General features: G+C 55.6%; 14 protein-coding genes. 5 read left to right on the top strand and 9 right to left on the bottom strand.

Annotated elements, in window-relative coordinates; all coding sequences use genetic code 11:
- Nucleotides 1–305: 305 nt before the first annotated feature.
- Nucleotides 306–1,697: an aminotransferase family protein gene (locus tag AC2FGB_RS11985; RefSeq protein ID WP_496694529.1), complete on the bottom strand. Its 1,392-nt coding sequence runs from the start codon at nt 1,695–1,697 to the stop codon at nt 306–308.
- 243 nt (nt 1,698–1,940) lie between these two features.
- On the opposite strand from AC2FGB_RS11985, the gene AC2FGB_RS11980 reads away from it, so the two are divergent.
- Nucleotides 1,941–3,569 (top strand): acyl-CoA synthetase, encoded by a 1,629-nt coding sequence (locus tag AC2FGB_RS11980; protein ID WP_496694528.1) that lies wholly within the window; start codon nt 1,941–1,943, stop codon nt 3,567–3,569.
- On the opposite strand, the gene AC2FGB_RS11975 is transcribed toward AC2FGB_RS11980, so the two are convergent.
- The 7 genes from AC2FGB_RS11975 to hmgA all read right to left on the bottom strand — a co-directional run bounded on the left by AC2FGB_RS11975 (nt 3,566) and on the right by hmgA (nt 10,227).
- Complete coding sequence (locus AC2FGB_RS11975) at nt 3,566–3,901, bottom strand: DOPA 4,5-dioxygenase family protein (protein ID WP_142639094.1); 336 nt, start codon at nt 3,899–3,901, stop codon at nt 3,566–3,568. The two genes, AC2FGB_RS11980 and AC2FGB_RS11975, sit on opposite strands and share 4 nt — an antisense overlap.
- An 88-nt stretch (nt 3,902–3,989) precedes the next feature.
- Entirely contained in the window at nt 3,990–4,628 is a 639-nt protein-coding gene (maiA, locus tag AC2FGB_RS11970) for a maleylacetoacetate isomerase (RefSeq protein ID WP_496694527.1), read from the bottom strand.
- Between the two features lie 19 nt (nt 4,629–4,647).
- A complete protein-coding gene (locus AC2FGB_RS11965) occupies nt 4,648–4,845 on the bottom strand; it encodes a DUF2783 domain-containing protein (RefSeq protein ID WP_271951493.1) in 198 nt (65 codons plus the stop codon).
- 5 nt (nt 4,846–4,850) lie between these two features.
- On the bottom strand, nt 4,851–6,461 hold the full coding sequence (locus AC2FGB_RS11960; RefSeq protein WP_496694526.1) for an FAD-dependent oxidoreductase: 1,611 nt from the start codon (nt 6,459–6,461) through the stop codon (nt 4,851–4,853).
- 127 nt (nt 6,462–6,588) lie between these two features.
- Complete coding sequence (locus tag AC2FGB_RS11955) at nt 6,589–7,539, bottom strand: MBL fold metallo-hydrolase (RefSeq protein ID WP_496694525.1); 951 nt, start codon at nt 7,537–7,539, stop codon at nt 6,589–6,591.
- A 10-nt stretch (nt 7,540–7,549) separates the two neighbouring features.
- A complete protein-coding gene (fahA, locus tag AC2FGB_RS11950; protein ID WP_281973539.1) occupies nt 7,550–8,806 on the bottom strand; it encodes a fumarylacetoacetase in 1,257 nt (418 codons plus the stop codon).
- Nucleotides 8,807–8,871: 65 nt separating this feature from the next.
- On the bottom strand, nt 8,872–10,227 hold the full coding sequence (hmgA, locus tag AC2FGB_RS11945; protein WP_496694524.1) for a homogentisate 1,2-dioxygenase: 1,356 nt from the start codon (nt 10,225–10,227) through the stop codon (nt 8,872–8,874).
- Nucleotides 10,228–10,285: 58 nt separating this feature from the next.
- On the opposite strand from hmgA, the gene AC2FGB_RS11940 reads away from it, so the two are divergent.
- The 4 genes from AC2FGB_RS11940 (at nt 10,286) to AC2FGB_RS11925 (ending at nt 14,119) form a co-directional block, all read left to right on the top strand.
- On the top strand, nt 10,286–10,738 hold the full coding sequence (locus tag AC2FGB_RS11940; protein ID WP_142639108.1) for a MarR family winged helix-turn-helix transcriptional regulator: 453 nt from the start codon (nt 10,286–10,288) through the stop codon (nt 10,736–10,738).
- 61 nt (nt 10,739–10,799) lie between these two features.
- Nucleotides 10,800–12,038, top strand: a complete 1,239-nt coding sequence (locus AC2FGB_RS11935) for an adenylate/guanylate cyclase domain-containing protein (RefSeq protein WP_271951484.1) — start codon at nt 10,800–10,802, stop codon at nt 12,036–12,038.
- 261 nt (nt 12,039–12,299) lie between these two features.
- The gene (locus tag AC2FGB_RS11930; RefSeq protein ID WP_496694523.1) at nt 12,300–13,691 is read left to right on the top strand and encodes an MATE family efflux transporter; all 1,392 of its coding nucleotides are present in this window, start codon (nt 12,300–12,302) and stop codon (nt 13,689–13,691) included.
- Entirely contained in the window at nt 13,688–14,119 is a 432-nt protein-coding gene (locus tag AC2FGB_RS11925) for a glyoxalase superfamily protein (RefSeq protein ID WP_496694522.1), read from the top strand. Before AC2FGB_RS11930 ends, AC2FGB_RS11925 begins: the two co-directional genes overlap by 4 nt.
- Before the next feature lie 1,091 nt (nt 14,120–15,210).
- On the opposite strand, the gene AC2FGB_RS11920 is transcribed toward AC2FGB_RS11925, so the two are convergent.
- On the bottom strand, nt 15,211–17,541 hold the full coding sequence (locus tag AC2FGB_RS11920; RefSeq protein WP_496694521.1) for a serine/threonine-protein kinase: 2,331 nt from the start codon (nt 17,539–17,541) through the stop codon (nt 15,211–15,213).
- Nucleotides 17,542–17,743 lie beyond the last annotated feature (202 nt).

Below are 17,743 nucleotides of genomic sequence, written 5' to 3'. Positions count from 1 at the left end.
AGATCAGACATGTTCACCGCTCGTTTTTGAACCGTGAATCACGCCGCAAAACGGAAATCAATGGGTCCTGACCCTAGACAATATGCAATGGAAACAAGAGGCGGATCAGGGGTTAATTCGGGGGTCAGTTGCACCGCTTACGCTCAAAGAATACATCAACGGATTCTACAACCCGGGCCACCGACATTCAGCACTGAGCGGGAGCATCCGGTCGCATATTGAGGGTTCGGGCATCCGTATTGAGAAAAAACCGACGCAAGCAGCGCCGGTTTTCATAGTCTCATCCTAAGAGACTGCTAACGGTGTCAGCCGAATACACGCCCCAGTGCGCCATCGACAGCATCGGTGATTTGGTCGATGTCATCCGCGGTGGCAATCAGCGCTGGTGAGAAGCACAGAGTGTTGTTCCGACCGGGGACCGAGCGGTTGGTGACGCCGATGATCACGCCTTGCGCCATGCAGTCGGCCACAACGGCCTGGGCAAGCTTCTCATCAACTGGCTCACGGGACGCGCGGTCTGCGACCAGCTCAGCCCCCAGGAACAAGCCTTTGCCGCGTACATCGCCGATGACCTTGTGCTTTTCCATCAGCGCCTGAAGGTTGCCCGTCATCCGGTCGCCCATGGCCGAGCAGTTGCCCAACAGGTTTTCATCCTCGATAATCCGCATGTTCTCGATCGCGGCCGCTGGACCGGCGGTGCAGCCACCAAATGTCGAGATATCGCGGAAATAGCCCATCGGGTCCGAGGCGTCTTCTTTGAACATGTCAAAGACTTCCTCAGTAGTTACCATGCAGGCGATGGCGGCATAGCCCGAGGCGACACCCTTGGCCATGGTCACAAAATCTGGCTTTACGCCATATTGTTGGTAACCGAACCAGGTGCCGGTGCGGCCCACGCCGCAGACGACCTCGTCGATATGCAGCAGGATATCGTATTTCTTGCAGATTTCCTGTACGCGCTGCCAATACCCTTCGGGCGCTTCGATCACGCCGCCACCGGCGGTCACGGGCTCAAGGCACAGGGCGCCAACCGTATCGGGGCCTTCGCGCAGGATCACCTCTTCGATCTGATCCGCGGCCCATTCGCCGAAATTCTCTTCGGGCGCGCCGTCCAGCTCGTGCTTGCGGTATTCCATGCAATGCGGCACGCGGATGAAACCGGGGGCGAAAGGCCCGTACTGCGCGTTGCGCTCGTCCTGACCACCTGCCGACATCGCTGCCAGGGTCGAGCCGTGATAGTCGCGGTCACGGTACAAAATCTTGGTCTTCTTGCCGCCGTATTTCTTGTGGGCGATTTGGCGAACCATCTTGAACGCCTTCTCATTCGCCTCGCTGCCCGAGTTGGTGTAATACACGCGGCTCATGCCAGGCATTTTCTCGATCAGCTTTTCGGCGAACAAAGCACCAGGGATCGAGCCCGCCGAATTGGCGAAATAGCACAGCTTCATCAGCTGGTCGTAAACCGCCTTACAGATCGATTCGCGGCCATAGCCGACATTCACAGTCCATACGCCGCCCGATACAGCGTCCAGATGCTCTTTGCCTTTTTGATCCCAGACACGCATGCCCTTACCTTCGACAATGATGCGCGGGTCGTTGGTTTCAAAGGGTTTATGCTGGATCAAGTGGTGCCAAATATGGGCGCGGTCGGCTTCGACGACGCGGGAAAGATCGTTTTCGTTGAACGTGCCGTCCATGACATGTCCTTTCAAAATTAGCGTGTGCACATCTTGCAGAGGCGGTGTTGCCTCGGCTTGTATATTCGATGGCTCAGATCAGCGTGAATGGCCAGTACAAGATAGGGCCAGATCGGGTAGGTTGGTATCGCCAGTCGGGCACAGCACAGTTATTTGGCCGCCTCAGCCCGTATTTCTACGGGTTTGTCATGGGACTATGTTTGTGTTCAATTCGCGCAACTTGCGATTTGGGAGGATCCGCAGATGACAGGGGCCAACATATATGAACGCCACTTGGATCAATGCCAGGCGAATTATACGCCGCTGTCACCGCTAAGCTTTATCGAACGGACGGCGCAGGTCTACCCTGATTACCCGTCAGTTGTTTATGGCGTCCGCCGGTATTCCTGGGCCGAAACCTATACCCGTTGTCGTCGACTGGCGAGCGCTCTGGATAGGCGTGGAATAGGGCGAGGAGATACAGTTTCGATCATCGCAGCAAACATCCCCGAACTGTACGAGGCCCATTTTGGCATTCCCATGGCCGGCGCCGTGCTGAACGCGATTAACACCCGGCTGGACGCGCCGATCATTGCCTTCATCCTGAACCATGCGGAATCCAAGGTGCTGCTGGTCGATCCGGAATTTTCTGCGGTTGTGCAAGACGCACTTGAACAGGTTGATCACGATATTCTCGTCATCGATATCGAGGATCCCAGCTTTGATGGTGGCGAGAAACAGGGCAGTCTGACTTACGATGCGCTCTTGGCCGAGGGCGATCCCGAGTTCGCATGGTCCCTGCCAGCGGATGAATGGAATGCGATCACGCTGAATTATACCTCGGGCACCACAGGCAATCCAAAAGGGGTTGTGTATCATCACCGCGGTGCGGCCCTGAATGCCCAATCTGATCTGCTGGACTGGGGCATGCCTCGGCATTCTGTCTATCTGTGGACCTTGCCGATGTTCCACTGCAACGGCTGGTGTTTCCCTTGGGCCATGGCGGCAAATGCAGGGGTCTCGGTGTGCCTGCGGGCGGTGCGGGATGAGCCGATCTATGCCGCCTTCCGGGATGAGAAGGTCACGCATTTCTGCGGTGCGCCGATTGTTCTGAACATGTTGGCCAACGCGCCTGATAACCTTAAGGATTTCGATCACGAGATCAAAGTGATGACCGCAGGCGCACCACCTCCGGCGGCTGTGGTTAAGAAGATGGAGGATATGGGGATCGAAGTTACCCATGTCTATGGCCTGACCGAGACTTATGGTCCGTCCGTGGTCTGCGCCTGGAAGGATGAATGGAACAGCAAAGAAGGCGAAGAACGCGCCGCTTTGAAGGTTCGTCAGGGTGTGCGGTATTCGGCCCTGTCCGGCCTTATGGTGGCCGACCCGGATACGTTGGAACCCGTGCCTGCGGATGGCGAGACGCTGGGTGAGATTTTCATGCAGGGCAATGTTGTCATGAAAGGGTATCTCAAAAACTCCGATGCCACGGACAAGGCGTTCCGGGGCGGCTGGTTCGCCTCGGGCGATCTTGGGGTGATGCATGCGGATGGATATGTCGCACTCAAGGACCGGTCCAAAGATATCATCATCTCGGGAGGTGAGAATATCTCATCGGTTGAGGTTGAGGATATCTTGTACAAGCACCCCGCCGTGATGGAGGCCGCCGTGGTCGCCCGCCCCGATGACAAATGGGGCGAAACACCCTGCGCCTTTGTTGAACTCAAACCAGATGGGCAAGCGACAGAAGCAGAGATCATCGCGTTCTGCCGGGACAACATGGCCCATTTCAAGGTGCCTAAGACGGTGGTCTTCGGTCCTTTGCCAAAGACTTCGACCGGCAAGATTCAGAAGTTCAAGCTGAGAGATCAGGCGAAGGCGTTGGGTTAAAGCTGGTCGAAGATCGACAGATCCAGATCCAGCATCTCACCCATCCAAATGGCGCGGTCGCGGTGGTCTGCCAGATGCTCGCCGGTTTCGGGATGGGTGAATATCGTCAACCCTTGCCGATTCAGCGTCAGCCAGGGAATGACCTGATCAAATGCGTCGGCTGCAAAGCCCAACTGGCAGCTCCACCTTGGATGTGGGCCTACATTGCGGGCGTGCATCCGCCCCATTGCAACTGGGAACAGGCGCACTGCTTCTTCACAGAGCTGCCGGGCGGTATCCTGCGTTTCTGCATCGAAATAGACATGGGCGTGATAGCCGATGATTTCGGGCATTGGGGCCTCCTGCATTTTGTTTTGAAGAACGTAAGGCAGGGGTCAGGCAATTCCCATTCGCATCGGCACACAGACCCTGTGCAGAGGATCAGGTGGGGGCGTGTTGATCGGGATACGCTGCGGCAAAGGCTGGGTGTTTGGCGCAAGCGGCCTCGACGCCCAGGATACGGGGCAGGTCGGTCAGATCGACCTGATAGCGGCGGGCATTGTACATCTGTGGGACCAGGCAAAGATCAGCCAGCCCTGGCTGCGGCCCAGTGCAATATGGGGTCTGTTGGAAACCGCCCAACTGGGCTTCGAACGCAAGCAGACCCGGTCGTATGAAATGGTTCATCCAGTTGCCAGGCATACCTTCCGCATTCCCACTGAGCGCGGTTGCATGGCGTGCGACTGACAAATTGCAGACTGGGTGAAGATCAATTGCGATGGTTTGTGCCAGCGCCAGTGCTTGTGCGCGAATACCGGGTTCCGCAGGAAGCAACCCCAGACCCCGTGTCATGTCCAGATAGTCGATGATTGCCAAAGATTGCGTCAGCCGCAGCCCGTCAATCTCAAGCACAGGAACCAGCCCCTGCGGGTTGCGCCTCAGATGTGCATCAGATTTGTGATCTCCGGCGACAAGATCGACAGACACCGCACGATAGGTGATGCCAGCCAAGTTTAACGCGATCCGCACCCGGTAGCTGGCCGACGAGCGCCAATAATCATACAGAACTACGCCACTCATCGCGGGCCTCCTGTTTACGTCAATTCTCGTTCAGCTTGGCGGCTTTCAGGGCTTCAGACAACACCTCGGCATTTCCGATATGGTTGGCTAGCACCAGTACCAGCCGCGCATTCAGCGCGTCGCTGTCGGATTTATCCAGCCCGTCATGGGCAGCGATCAGTTCAAAATAGAAATCATCTGCATTGTCCAGATTAGGTGTGAGGATCAGTTGGGTCATCTCGCTTACTCCTTACCGGTGGCCCTGCGGATCGCCTGCCGGAATGCGTTTTCTTCGTACGTATCACGGCGGGCGGCCACGTGTTGATCGGGACGGATCAGATAAACCGCGCTGGTGGCATGCCCCAGATAGCGGCGCTTGAGCGCCAGGGTCGGATCGTCCTTAACCGACAACGCCAAGCGGGTTGCCTGAACCCCGTCTTCCTCAAGAGTGTCTGGTGCGTCGGCGTCAATCGTCAAAAGGGTAAACTTGCCCGCGAGTTTCGGCAGCAGGAACGCGGCGCCGAGGGGGGCATCCGGGCACGCTGCGCCGGGACGGGTGATATCTGGCCCGTTCAGCGCATCTGCGGAATTCAACGACGAGCCCGCATAGGTACAAGGTGTGCTCAGACGGCCGGAATTCACCAGAGGGCGCGCGAATTCGTAGTGCTCGCCCAGGTCAAGAACGGCGTCGCGCAACAGGCGGGACATCTGGGATTTCGGCGTGATAAAGTCGGTCGAGCGACTGGAATAGGCAATGTTCTCATCAGCGGCCTGCACCCGTTCATGGCTGTAGCTATCCAGCAAATAATCGGGCGCTTTTCCGTCGATAACCAGCTTCAGCTTCCAACACAGGTTGTCCGAATCCTGCACACCCGAATTGGCCCCACGCGCACCAAACGGGCTAACCTGATGGGCGCTGTCGCCGGCAAACAAGACCCGGCCATGCCGGAATCGCTCCATCCGGCGACACTGGAAGGTATAGATCGAGACCCATTCCAAATCGAATTCGACATCTTCGCCCAGCATCTCCTTGAGGCGCGGGATCACATTCTCGGGCCGTTTTTCCCGTTCCTTGTCGATTTCCCACCCCAGTTGCAGGTCAATGCGCCAGACATTGTCGGGCTGTTTGTGAAGCAGGGCGGATTGCCCCCTGTTGAACGGTGGATCAAACCAGAACCAGCGTTCGGAAGGAAAGTCAGCCTCCATCACGACATCAGCTATCAGGAAGTTATCTTCGAACACGCGCCCGTCGAAGTCCAACCCGAGCATCCTGCGGGCCGGAGAGTGCGCGCCATCACAGGCGATCAACCAGTCGGCTTCTATGTTGTAGGGGCCTTCGGGGGTCTCTACCTCAAGCGTGACATGGTCCTCATGGGTGCCGATCGCTTCGACCCTATTGCGGCCGCGAATATCGATTGGCGCGCCTTCGGCTTGGAGTGCGCGCAAGCGGTCCACAAGGATCTGTTCTAGGTGATATTGCTGCAGATTGATAAAGGCCGGATTGGCATAGCCTTGTTCTGGCTGCAAATTGAATTCATAGATCTGTCTTGTGTCGAAAAAGACCTTGCCGGTATCCCAAAGAACACCTTTCCGCACCAAGGGCTCTGCGCATCCAAGCCTGTCGGCTATGTCCAGCGTGCGCTGTGAAAAACAGATGGCCCGGCTGCCAAAGCTGACCTTGTCATTTTCGTCCAGAACGACAACCTCAACGCCCTGTTGTGCCAGATCAATAGCTGTGGCCAAGCCGATTGGCCCGGCGCCGATGACGATCACCTTGTGGCGTATTGGGGCTACGGCGTCCTGATCGGGATTTCGCGCGTAGGCGTAAAGCGGTATTTCGAAGATCTTGTTCATGGGGCTCTCCCATTGCGCTGCGCTGAGGGTCCTTTCCACCAGCCGTTCAGGCTCAGTGGTCCCGGTCCCAGGGTCTCACCAATCCGTCCTGCGAAAAACGATCTGGATCAAATGCGACCGTATGTCCTTAACTCTGCAAGGCTTCCCACATCTCCAGATCTCGTTGGGCGGTCCAGATGCGCGGGGTGTCGATCCCGCGCGCCTCGTCATAGGCACGGGCGACGTTGAAGGGCAGGCAGTGTTCATAGATCGCGTAATCGGCGAATTTCGGGTCGCATTCGGCGCGCACCGCGTCCCATGCTTCCTTCAGACTTCCTCCGCGCGCCGCAACCTTGGCTGCCGGACGATAGGTGCTGTCGACAAAATCGCGGGTGTTTTCGATGGCTGCATTGACCATGTCCTTGCCGACCAGGGCATCGCCACGGCCTGGCGCAATGGCGTCGACATCAAACCACTTGATCTCATCCAGTGTATCGCCCCAGTCGCCGAAATGCCCATCGCCGCAGTAGCAGGCCGAGTGATACTCGACGATGTCACCGGTAAACATCACATTCTGATCGGGTACATGGATCACGATATCGCCTGCTGTATGTGCGCGGCCCAGATGCTTCAGGTCAATCCGACGTTTGCCCAGATACACCGTCATGGTGTCGCTGAACGTGGTCGTTGGCCAGGTCAGACCGGGAATGCTTTCGTGCCCTTCGAACAGGCGCGGGAAACGCTGGAACTCACTGTCCCAATCTTCCTGTCCCCGTTCCACCACCATCGCGCGGGCCATGTCTGACATCAGGATCTGCTGCGCCCCAAAGGCGCTGGCACCGAGAACACGGACGGCGTGATAATGGGTCAGCGCCACATGCGTGATCGGCTTGTCGGTGACCGAGCGCACGCATTCGATTACCTTGTTGGCCAAACGGGGCGTCGCCTGTGCCTCGACAATCATGACACTGTCATCACCGATGATGACGCCCGAATTCGGATCCCCTTCGGCGGTAAAGGCATAAAGCCCGTCTCCTACCTCGGTGAACGAGATTTTCTTTTCCGACATGTCCCCCTGGGACGCAAATGCCTTGGCCATTTGTGGTTCCTTATCGCGAGTATGGGTTTTCGAGAGCGGGCAGCACGGTTCCGGCACATTCGCCAAATCCGATCGTGTACCCTTTCCCCTTGGCCGCTCCTGTCAGGGTCAGCGTGTCGCCATCCTCGATAAAGCTGCGGCTTTCGCCGGTTTCCAGTGTCAGCGGCTCTTTCCCGCCCCAGCTGAGCTCCAGCAACGAACCGCGCTCGGGCTTTGTCGGACCAGAGATCGTGCCGGACCCCAGCAGATCACCTGTGTTCATCGGGCAGCCCGACGTCGTGTGATGGGCCAACTGCTGTGCGGCGGAATAGTACATCTGACTATAGTTTGTTCGCGCGATTGTGGTTGCGGCCTTGCCGTCCGGAGCCATCGTGATCGACAGATCAATGTCATACAGCATCGGGCCGGTCTCTTTGAGGTGACCCAGCAACTCAAAATCCCGCTCGGGCGTGTCACAGCGGAAAGGTTCCAGCGCCGCCTTGGTCACGATCCATGGGCTGATCGACGTTGCGGTTGCCTTGGCCTGAAACGGCCCAAGCGGCTGATACTCCCACGCCTGAATATCGCGGGCGGACCAGTCATTCAGAAGGACATAGCCAAAGATATTGTCGTCTGCCTCTTGTACGGAAATTGGTCCGTCAGAGGGCGTGCCCACGATGGCGCCCATCTCAAGCTCGATGTCGAAACGACGGCTGGGAAGGAAGGCCGGAAGGTCCTGATCGGGGGATTTCAACTGGCCCCAGGGGCGGCGGATATCTGTTCCCGACACCACGACCGAAGACGCCCGGCCATTATACCCGATGGGAATATGCAGCCAGTTAGGGGGCAATGCATTCTCTGGTCCACGGAACATGGTGCCGACATTTTGGGCGTGGTGCCGACCGGCGTAGAAATCGGTATATTCGCTGACGGCAAAAGGCATGTGCAGCTCGGCATCTGCCTGCGCCACAAGCAAAGGCGCGACGTCCTCTTGTGCCGCGCTGCCTTCGGCCAGCAGATCCATCAGACGGTTGCGCAGGGCGGCCCAAACGGCGGGGCCTTGCTCCATCAGCGGGTTCCAGAAAGGCAGGTCGAACAGCGGTTCGTCGTCCAGAACGACCAGTCCCTCGGCCTCGGCAGCTGTGACATCAAGGATCATGTCGCCGATTGCAACACCACAATGCGGGTCTTCGCCGCCAGTCGAAAACACGCCATAAGGCAGGTTGTTCAAAGGAAAAGGGTGATCGGCAGAATTGGCCGAGCTCACCCAGGATTTCTTCAATGGCATTTTGTCTCCAAACCTCTGTCAGGGGCCAAGATTTTTCGTCGAAAAATCTGCGACCTCAATCGGAATTATTTCTTGCCCGGTGTACCGTCGAACTTTTTCTCAAGCGACGTCCAGCAGTCAATGTAATCATCCTGCAGCGGGGCCTCGGTCGCTGCAAATGATGTCAGATGCTGCGGGAACCGGGTTTCGATCATGAAGGACATCGTATTATCCAACTTATCCGGTCCAAGGTTCGAAATCGACGCGTTGTCAAAGGCATCCTGGTCAGGTCCGTGCGGCAACATCATGTTGTGCAGACTCATGCCGCCGGGAACAAAGCCCTGTGGTTTGGCGTCATACTGGCCATAGATGTTCCCCATCAGCTCAGACATGATGTTCTTGTGATACCAAGGGGGGCGGAATGTATCTTCGGCCACCATCCAGCGTTCGCGGAACAGGACAAAGTCGATATTGGCCGTGCCCGGTTGTCCAGACGGCGCGGTGAGTACGGTGAAGATCGACGGGTCAGGGTGGTCAAACAGGATCGCCCCCACCGGGCAATATGTGCGCAGGTCGTATTTGTACGGGGCATAATTGCCGTGCCAGGCGACTACATCCAGCGGGCTTTGCCCAATCTTTGTAGTGTGGAACTGCCCGCACCATTTGACAGTGACGGTCGATGGTACCTCACGGTCTTCATAGGCCGCGATAGGTGCCTTGAAATCTCGTGGGTTAGCCATACAGTTGGCGCCGATCGGGCCGCGTCCGGGCAGTTCGAATTTTTGCCCGTAATTCTCGCAGACAAAGCCACGGGCAGGGCCCTCAAGAACCTCAACCCGATAAACCAACCCGCGCGGCAGAATGGCGATTTCCTTGGGCTCAAGGTCGATGATCCCCAACTCGGTCGCAAAGCGCAGGCGGCCTTCTTGAGGCACCACCAGCAATTCGGAATCGGCCGAGAAGAAATAGTCATCCACCATCGATTCGGTGACCAGATAGATATGGCTGGCCATCCCGACCTGCGTATTCACATCCCCTGCTGTGGTCATCGTGCGCATGCCTGTCAGCCATGTCAGCCCATCTCGGGTATGAGCGACGGGGTCCCAGCGATACTGGCCCAGGCTGGTCACATCTGGGTCAACACAAGGTGCCGATTTCCAATAGGGCAGGTCGATCTTATCGTAGCGATGCGAATGCTTCACCGAAGGGCGGATACGATAGCACCAGGTGCGCTCGGGTGGGTTGGCGGTAAAGGCAGTGCCGCTCAGTTGTTCGCCGTATAGCCCATAGTTGCAGCGTTGCGGGCTGTTCATGCCCTGCGGCAGCGCACCGGGTAGGGCCTCGGTTTCGAAATCATTGCCAAAGCCGGGCATATAGCCCGGATGGGTGCCAGCGGGCGTACTGGCCTGGATCATTTTATGCGGGTCTGTCGGATGGTTCATCCTTGGCTCCTGCTGTTTTCTGCTTGTGAGATAATAGTTGATTTTGTAACTAACAAGCATGACAAAGACAGAAAGTACCGAAAGAGACGGGTTTGATCTGCTGGATTTCCTGCCCTATCTGCTGAACCGGGCAGCCGAAGAAAGCGCACTGGAATTTCAGCGTGTATACAAAGACCGCTATGGGATGCTGCGCACGGAATGGAGAGTGTTGTTTCATCTGGGCAATTACGGAGAATTGAGCGCGAAAGAAATCGGTCAACGCGCCAGGATTCACAAAACCAAGATAAGCCGCGCGGTCAGCAGGCTTGAGCAGCGCCGATTTCTTGTCAGAACCGTCAGCCAGACGGATCGCCGCGTTGAACATCTTGCATTGACCACGGCCGGACGGTCGGTTTATCGCGAATTGCGTGGTATTGCGCAGCAATATGATGCTCAGCTTGCCGCAATGTTCACAGAAAACGAGGCTACCTTGTTGCGCAAAATGTTGCGAAAGCTGGCTGATATGAATTGACCTCTGGTAATTCGAACCCTTCGCTCCCAGATGGAAGCCAGAGCGGACACAGGAATGTGAAATGACAGCCCCGAACCAAAACGCGGCAAAATCAAATGATCTGATCAACTGGCTGGTGACGCGGGGCATTGAAGGTGCCGAAAAAGAAGAATTGCTGGACGGCTATTGTACCCGTCTGATTGAACTTGGTGTGCCCCTGATGCGATTTCACGCGGCGCAATCGGCGCTGCACCCGGTATATGGCGGCACCGGATACAGCTGGTATCAAGACACCGGCGGTGATTATCAGAAATTCGAGTATTCAGAAGAGACCAGAGAAGACTGGATGAGCAGTCCTCTATATGCGATTTTACATCACGATCTTGACGGCGTCCATGAACGCATGGTCGATCAGAACGAGCCCAGCCGCTATCCATTGATCAATGAATTACGCGAAGCTGGTGCGACCGAGTATTACGCTAAAGGTGTGAATTTCGATCCGCGGTCGCAGACCTCAAAAAAAGCCGTAGATGGAGTCCTGTTGTCGTGGGCCTCAAACGCGCCGGATGGGTTTCGGGAACAGGATCTTGACCTTATCAATACGGCTCTGCCCCATTTGGGCCTGGCACTAAAGTCAGCCTCGAACGCGCGGATATCCAAAGATCTGATGCGCGTCTACTTAGGTCGGGATGCTGGACGGCGTGTTTTGTCGGGTGAAATTCGTCGCGGATCCCTACAGCAGATCGACGCCGTGATATGGAATTTTGACCTTGAAGGCTTTACCAGCCTCTCCGAGAATCTGCCCGGAATCGAGATCATCGATATGTTGAACGACTATCTGGCGGTTGCCGTTGGCGTCGTGCACGATAATGGCGGCAATATCCTGAAGTTCATGGGCGATGGACTGATGGCTATGTTCAATGTCGGCGAGATTGAAGAGGACGTGCAGGCGGCCCTGCAGGCGGTTCCCATGTTGCAGGACCGGATCGCCGAACTGAATGCGCAGCGCGAATCCGCTGGACTGCCGGTGGCCAACTTCACACTGGCCTTGCATGCGGGCGAAATTCTGTATGGCAATATCGGTTCTGAGACACGTTTGGATTTCACGGTGATCGGCCCAGCGGTGAATCAGGCCGCGCGTATCGCTGGCATGCATCGGTCCTTGGGGCAACGGATACTGATCTCGGATGACGTAGCTCGCGCGGCGCAGCCCTGCGATCAGGATCTGATCTCGGTCGGGCGCTATATGCTGCGCGGTGTGGCCGAGCCGAAAGAGCTGTTTACGGTTTATAATGTTGCCGGAACGCAATCAGGCGTTTGAGCGTCCGGTTTGAGCCCATATTAGCGATTTTCTGCAACGCGGCGTAAGTCAGCTTCCGCAAATCGGATGCAGTCTAACCGCTTGACGACAGAAAAATTTCAGATTAGCCAACGTACAGGCTGTGGACGCCTGCCTCCCGCTGACTTTTGTCTTGGTTAAGTTCTGCGACTTAATTCTCTATCTACCTCTTTCCGCATATCGCGCGGATGGTAATGCGGGTCCCATCTCAAATTGCGCGATCAGGCAAGAGAGATATGGGATATGACTGATACCCCCACTAATACATTCACCGATGGGCCGCTTGGCACCATCTACTTTAGGACCGCATTTCCGATCATTTTCGTGATGGGGATGAATGGGCTTCTGTCTGTTGCAGATGCGCTGTTTTTGGGCATTTATGTGGGTCCTGATGCGCTGGCTGCGGTCACGTTGATGTTCCCGATCTACATGCTGATTGTGGCGCTTTCCACGCTTGTGGCGAACGGCATGTCGAGCCTTCTGGCGCGATCCCTTGGCGCGGGTGACATGAACGCCGCGCGTGCCACGTTTGCAGGCGCACACGGGCTGGCAATTGGATTGGGCGCAGTCCTGATAGTGTTGTTCCTTCTATTGGGCCAGCCAGTTGCATTGCTGGCCGCTGGTGGGTCAGAGACTTTGGCCCAGATGGGGGTGGTCTACCTGCGGATTACGGTGTTTTTCTCGCCACTGTTGTTCGTGTTGTCAGTCAATTCTGATGCGTTGCGCAACGAAGGGCGCGTGGGCTTCATGGCGGCGATGAGTCTGTTGGTTTCGATTGCAAACATCGGGTTCAACTACGTACTAATCGCCGTTCTGGACATGGGCGTCGCTGGGTCAGCCTATGGAACTGCGGCGGCACAAGCGCTCGCGTTTGCGATCATTTTTGCGTTCCGATTGTTTGGGGAAACATCGCTGCGTCCTGCGACCTTGCTGTCCCATTCCGTATGCGGAAAATGGGGGCGGATCCTCGCACTGGGTGCACCACAAAGCCTCAATTTCATTGGACTAGCTCTCGGGTCGGCCGCGATTATCTCAGCCCTGCAATGGATTGGTCGTCCGGGTTATGCCGACGCAATTACTGCTTACGGGATCATCACGCGAGTCATCACCTTTGCTTTCCTGCCTCTTCTGGGCTTGTCGTTTGCAATGCAGACGATCACGGGCAACAACTATGGTGCTGAACTTTGGCAAAGGTCAGATGCAAGCCTGCGCATGGCACTTTGTGTCGCGTTTGTTTATTGCTCAATCGTGCAGGTCGTTGTGATTAGCATGCCTAGCCGGATCGCCAGCGCGTTTGTAGACGACACGTCGGTCATTGCAGAGGTTGCGCGCATCTTGCCGGTAATGACATGTGTCTTTTTCCTGTTGGGCCCGTTGATGATGATTGCGACCTATTTTCAGGCGATTGGATCTGCAGGAAAGGCAGCCCTTCTAGGGCTGACAAAACCTTATGCCTTTGCGATCCCGTTGACGTTCCTGTTGCCCCTCTGGTTTGGCGAAGTCGGCATCTGGTATGCGGGCCCGCTGGCCGAAGTGATGATGTTGGGTCTCACTGTTGTAGTGTTGTGGCTCTCCGCGCAAGACCCAGAGTTAAAATGGGGTATTTTCCACACCAAAAAAGGAGTGGCGTCATGAACACGCAGTTTCCGTCAGCTACGCAAGCCAAGGATCAAGCTAAGCGTTTGCGCACAAAATTGACCGAAGAAGGGGCATCGATTGGCCATGCCAAGTCCCTCGAGTTGGTCGCCCACCAACACGGGTTCCGCGATTGGAACACGATGTTTGCAGCCATCGGAAACGGACCACCCAAGGGATGGGCCATCGGTGACAAGGTCAGCGGAACGTATCTATCGCAACCGTTCACGGGGCATGTGGTCTCTATTTCGATCATAAAACCAGGATGGTTCCGGTTAGAACTGCACTTGGATGAAGCCGTAGACGTTGTCACATCCGAAGGCTTCTCAAATTTCCGCTCGCGCATTCGTGGTGTAATTGGTCCCAAAGGACATTCTGTTGAACGGACAAGCGACGGGCAGGCGCACCTTCAAATCAATTTATGCTGACAGGGAAATCCGGATTTTAAATTTGTCAGCGGCTGTTGGCGCGATTGAAGCCGATGGCGGTCTTGTCCCGTAACCTGTGAATATGTCGTATTAGAAATTCTGCGCAATCGGCGAATGGCAGATTTTGCCGCAGCCTTGCGGCGGCGGAACCTGACCTCTTACGGAGATTTTCGTGCGCGAGCGCGCGCAGCTAAAATACCGAAGGTACAGATTGGGCTCAAAGCCGTCATCTGACAGTTTTTGTATGGTTCAAACGATCAGAAGTGGTGGTCGATGTCTGCTGTGCGGACAAACATGCCCCTGGTATTTTCCGCTCGAATGACCGCTTTGTACGCTTTGTGATCGCGGCGAAAAACATCTCCGGCGGGAAGTAGGCCTTCGGTGGTGATGTAAAACTGAACGGTTGCTGGATAAGATCAAACCTTCGATCTGACAGAAACAGTAGACTTCTTTCTGTGGAGAAAGCCTCTGATTGAGTTATGTAAATTGCAAGATTATCGAAGTCCTTTTGATCTGTTTGAAACGAACCCACGTTGTTGGCTTCGAGTACTGATTGATGGACCAAACCAAGGTTAAGGGGTCAAGAAAGTTATTCCGTGAGGACCAAAGGCGGCAATTGCCCAGCACCTGCACTCCGATTTTCTCTGGCAGGAGACTGAAAACACCGCATTTTCAGTTCCTGAATCTCTAGTATCCGGACCTGATACCGAGAGGCTTCCAAACAATAAAGCCAAGCCATCTTTTCGCATGGAAACACCGTTCATCCAACGTTCACATTCTATATATGCGCTTTTTATCTCTGCGAGCCATATTGTCCTACTGAAATTAAATACCGTTGGTTCACAGAAACAACCGACGAGTAACCATACCGCTGCTTAGAACACCGGCTTGTTCAGAGAACTTTGGCTCACTTTCACCATATAGGGTGAAATGAAACATACCGGTTTCGTTATCTTTGTCTGTTACGCACGCCCAGTCAGTAGTGTCGCAAACTTTTCGAAAGACTAGAACCAGTGTTATGCTTTTTCACAACCCACCTATTCAATGTGGCGTGGTCAACTCGCATACTGCGTTCAGCCATGATCTCTCTATTACTTGCCCACGTAGTGCAAGTCCGCCAGCCACAAAGAAGTGCCTCTTCTGACCGTGAACTTGAAGTCAGTCTGGCCGTCATTCAAACCTGCTCGCAGAAGATCGGCAATCGTATCTTGCCCATCGATATTTTCATTTGTCGGAAAATATGCTGTCAGCTGGTCGTTCGGTTTCAGAGTTGTGCCTGGGCCTACATCTTCTGGGACATGAGCCACGCTCGTAACCCATTTTCCATTCTCTGCATATTGAGTTTGAAAAACGACGCCATTCGACAAGGTCGTGTCTTGTACGACACCCAGTGTAACGTCCCGCACTTCGACACCGTCTCTTGGGTTAGAAAGTCCGATGGTCACATCCATGGTTCCCTCTTGCGAAGGAGTAGCCCCAGATTGAAGTAGAACGGCAGCGATGGAGTTCAGATCATTGATTTCAATCCCATTGACAGAGTCAATACGCAGCCCCGCGTGAACCCAAACCGGGGCCTCACTAGCGACGTATTCCACAGTATCGGGACTATCCGCCGACGCTACAAAAGGCAGAAGAACCTTCCATTCAGACTTCACTGAAGTCGGACCTAAATCCTGAACGATTTGAGTGGTAGTATCAGCTTCGACATTCGCCTGATCTGTGTCGCCAGTGCTCACTTTAGCAGCAACTTCATCGTTAGCCTGCGCGCGCGATTCTGCCTCTGCCATCGCCATTGCGACTGCTTCGATCTCAGCCTGTGCTCGGGCTTGCGCTTCTGCTGCGGCTTTGGCTGCCGCTTCGACTTCGGCCTGCGCGCGGGCTTCTGCCTCTGCTGCGGCTTTGGCTGCCGCTTCGACTTCGGCCTGCGCGCGGGCTTCTGCCTCTGCCGCGGCTTTGGCGGCCGCTTCAACCTCGGCTTGCGCGCGTGCTTCTGCCTCGACAGCGGCTTTGGCACGTGCTTCGGCTTCGGCTTGGGCCGCCGCCTGAGCAGCCGCTTCGGCCTCAGCCTGTGCACGAGCTTCCGATTCGGTTGCCGCTTTGGCGCGGGCTTCGGCTTCGGCCTGAGCCGCTGCCTGAGCTGCAGCTTCGGCCTCAGCACGCGCTATGGTCTCTGCCTGCGCGCGGGCTTCGGCTTGGGCCAGTCGTGCCTCGGCTTCTGCGACCCGTGCGGTGGCATCTGCGATTGCTTCTGCTGTCGCCGCTGCTTCGATCTCAGCTTGGGCGCGGGCTTCAGCTTCGGCAGCCAAAACGTCCTCTTGCGTTGCTTGTGGCTCGGAGGATGGTGAAAATGCTCCGATGGCCAGCACGCCGACTACGGCACCTACAACTCCAAATGCCAGCAGCCCGCCGGTTATTGCGACACGGTTGATTCCGCCGGATGAAGAGACCGCAACTCTAACATCCTGTTCAACGGTGGTCGGTTCGGTCAAGTGATCTATCGCCTCGAGCCACTCATCAGCGGTTTGAAAGCGATCCTTTGGCATCGCCGACATAGCCTTGTCGAGCGCTTCGAGAAAGACGTCATCATACTTATCAAAGCGCCCCTGCAAAGGTTTGCAAGGATCGGGCTTTTGCTCGGCAATCGCAGAGACCCGAGTCTGGCTGTCTGGCGCGCGCTCTCCGGTGATCACATGATAGAATGTTGCCGCCAAGGAATAGAGGTCGCTAAACGGTCCTTGCACGCCGTCAGTGACATAAAATTCCTGTGGGGAATAGCCATCCTTGACTGCGCGTAAGGCAGACAAAACACGGTTTGTTTTCCTATTTTGCTCACGCGCAGCACCAAAATCAATCAATACAGGTATCTTGTTGGGTCCGACCAGAATGTTGTCAGGCGATATGTCCCGATGCAACATCCCTTGCTTGTGCATAAATGCGACCGCATCCAGAATCTGCCGCAGGATCGACATGACATCGGCTTCGTCCAGCTGGGTTTCAGCGTCGTCGATTGCGTCCAAAAGGTCCGGGCCTTCAACGAAGTCCAGTGCCATATAGGCGGTGTCGTTGTCCTCAAAGACTTGGTGCACACCAACGATATTGGGGTGATCCATAGTTGCCAGGCGCTGTGCTTCGTTGATGAAGTGCCGCACAATCTGGCGAAGATCTTCTTTGTGTTTTTGCACACGAGCCTTCACCAGCAGATTCTGTCGGCGCGCGAACATGGCTGGAAAACACTCTTTGATGACCACCTTGCGGTTGAGACTGTCATTGGCCAGATAGGTAATGCCGAAGCCGCCGCTGTTCAGGTAGTGGTCAATTTTGTACTGACCATGCAACAACCGGGCGCCGGCAGGGAGATCATCTGCGGAAGAGGCTCCGATCATCTGACCCGTATCTTCATCACCAGTCGTTACTAGTTTCATTACGTTGCCCATGCCTCGTCCCGTCCGTTATCGTCCCTTGCACATCAGGAATTATTCAATTTCCAATCACAAAACGTTTCTCAGTTATACACACTCTTTACGCGAGTCCGTTTGTTTCGTGATTTCCAGTATGCACACTGTTCGATCCAAGTTGGTCAGCGTAGGAAGTCAGTACATACAAACGTTTTACTTTTGCTTTATC

The sequence above is a fragment of the Ruegeria sp. CDSC021 genome (assembly GCF_059610845.1).
This window is presented reverse-complemented; position numbering and strand designations above follow the sequence as displayed.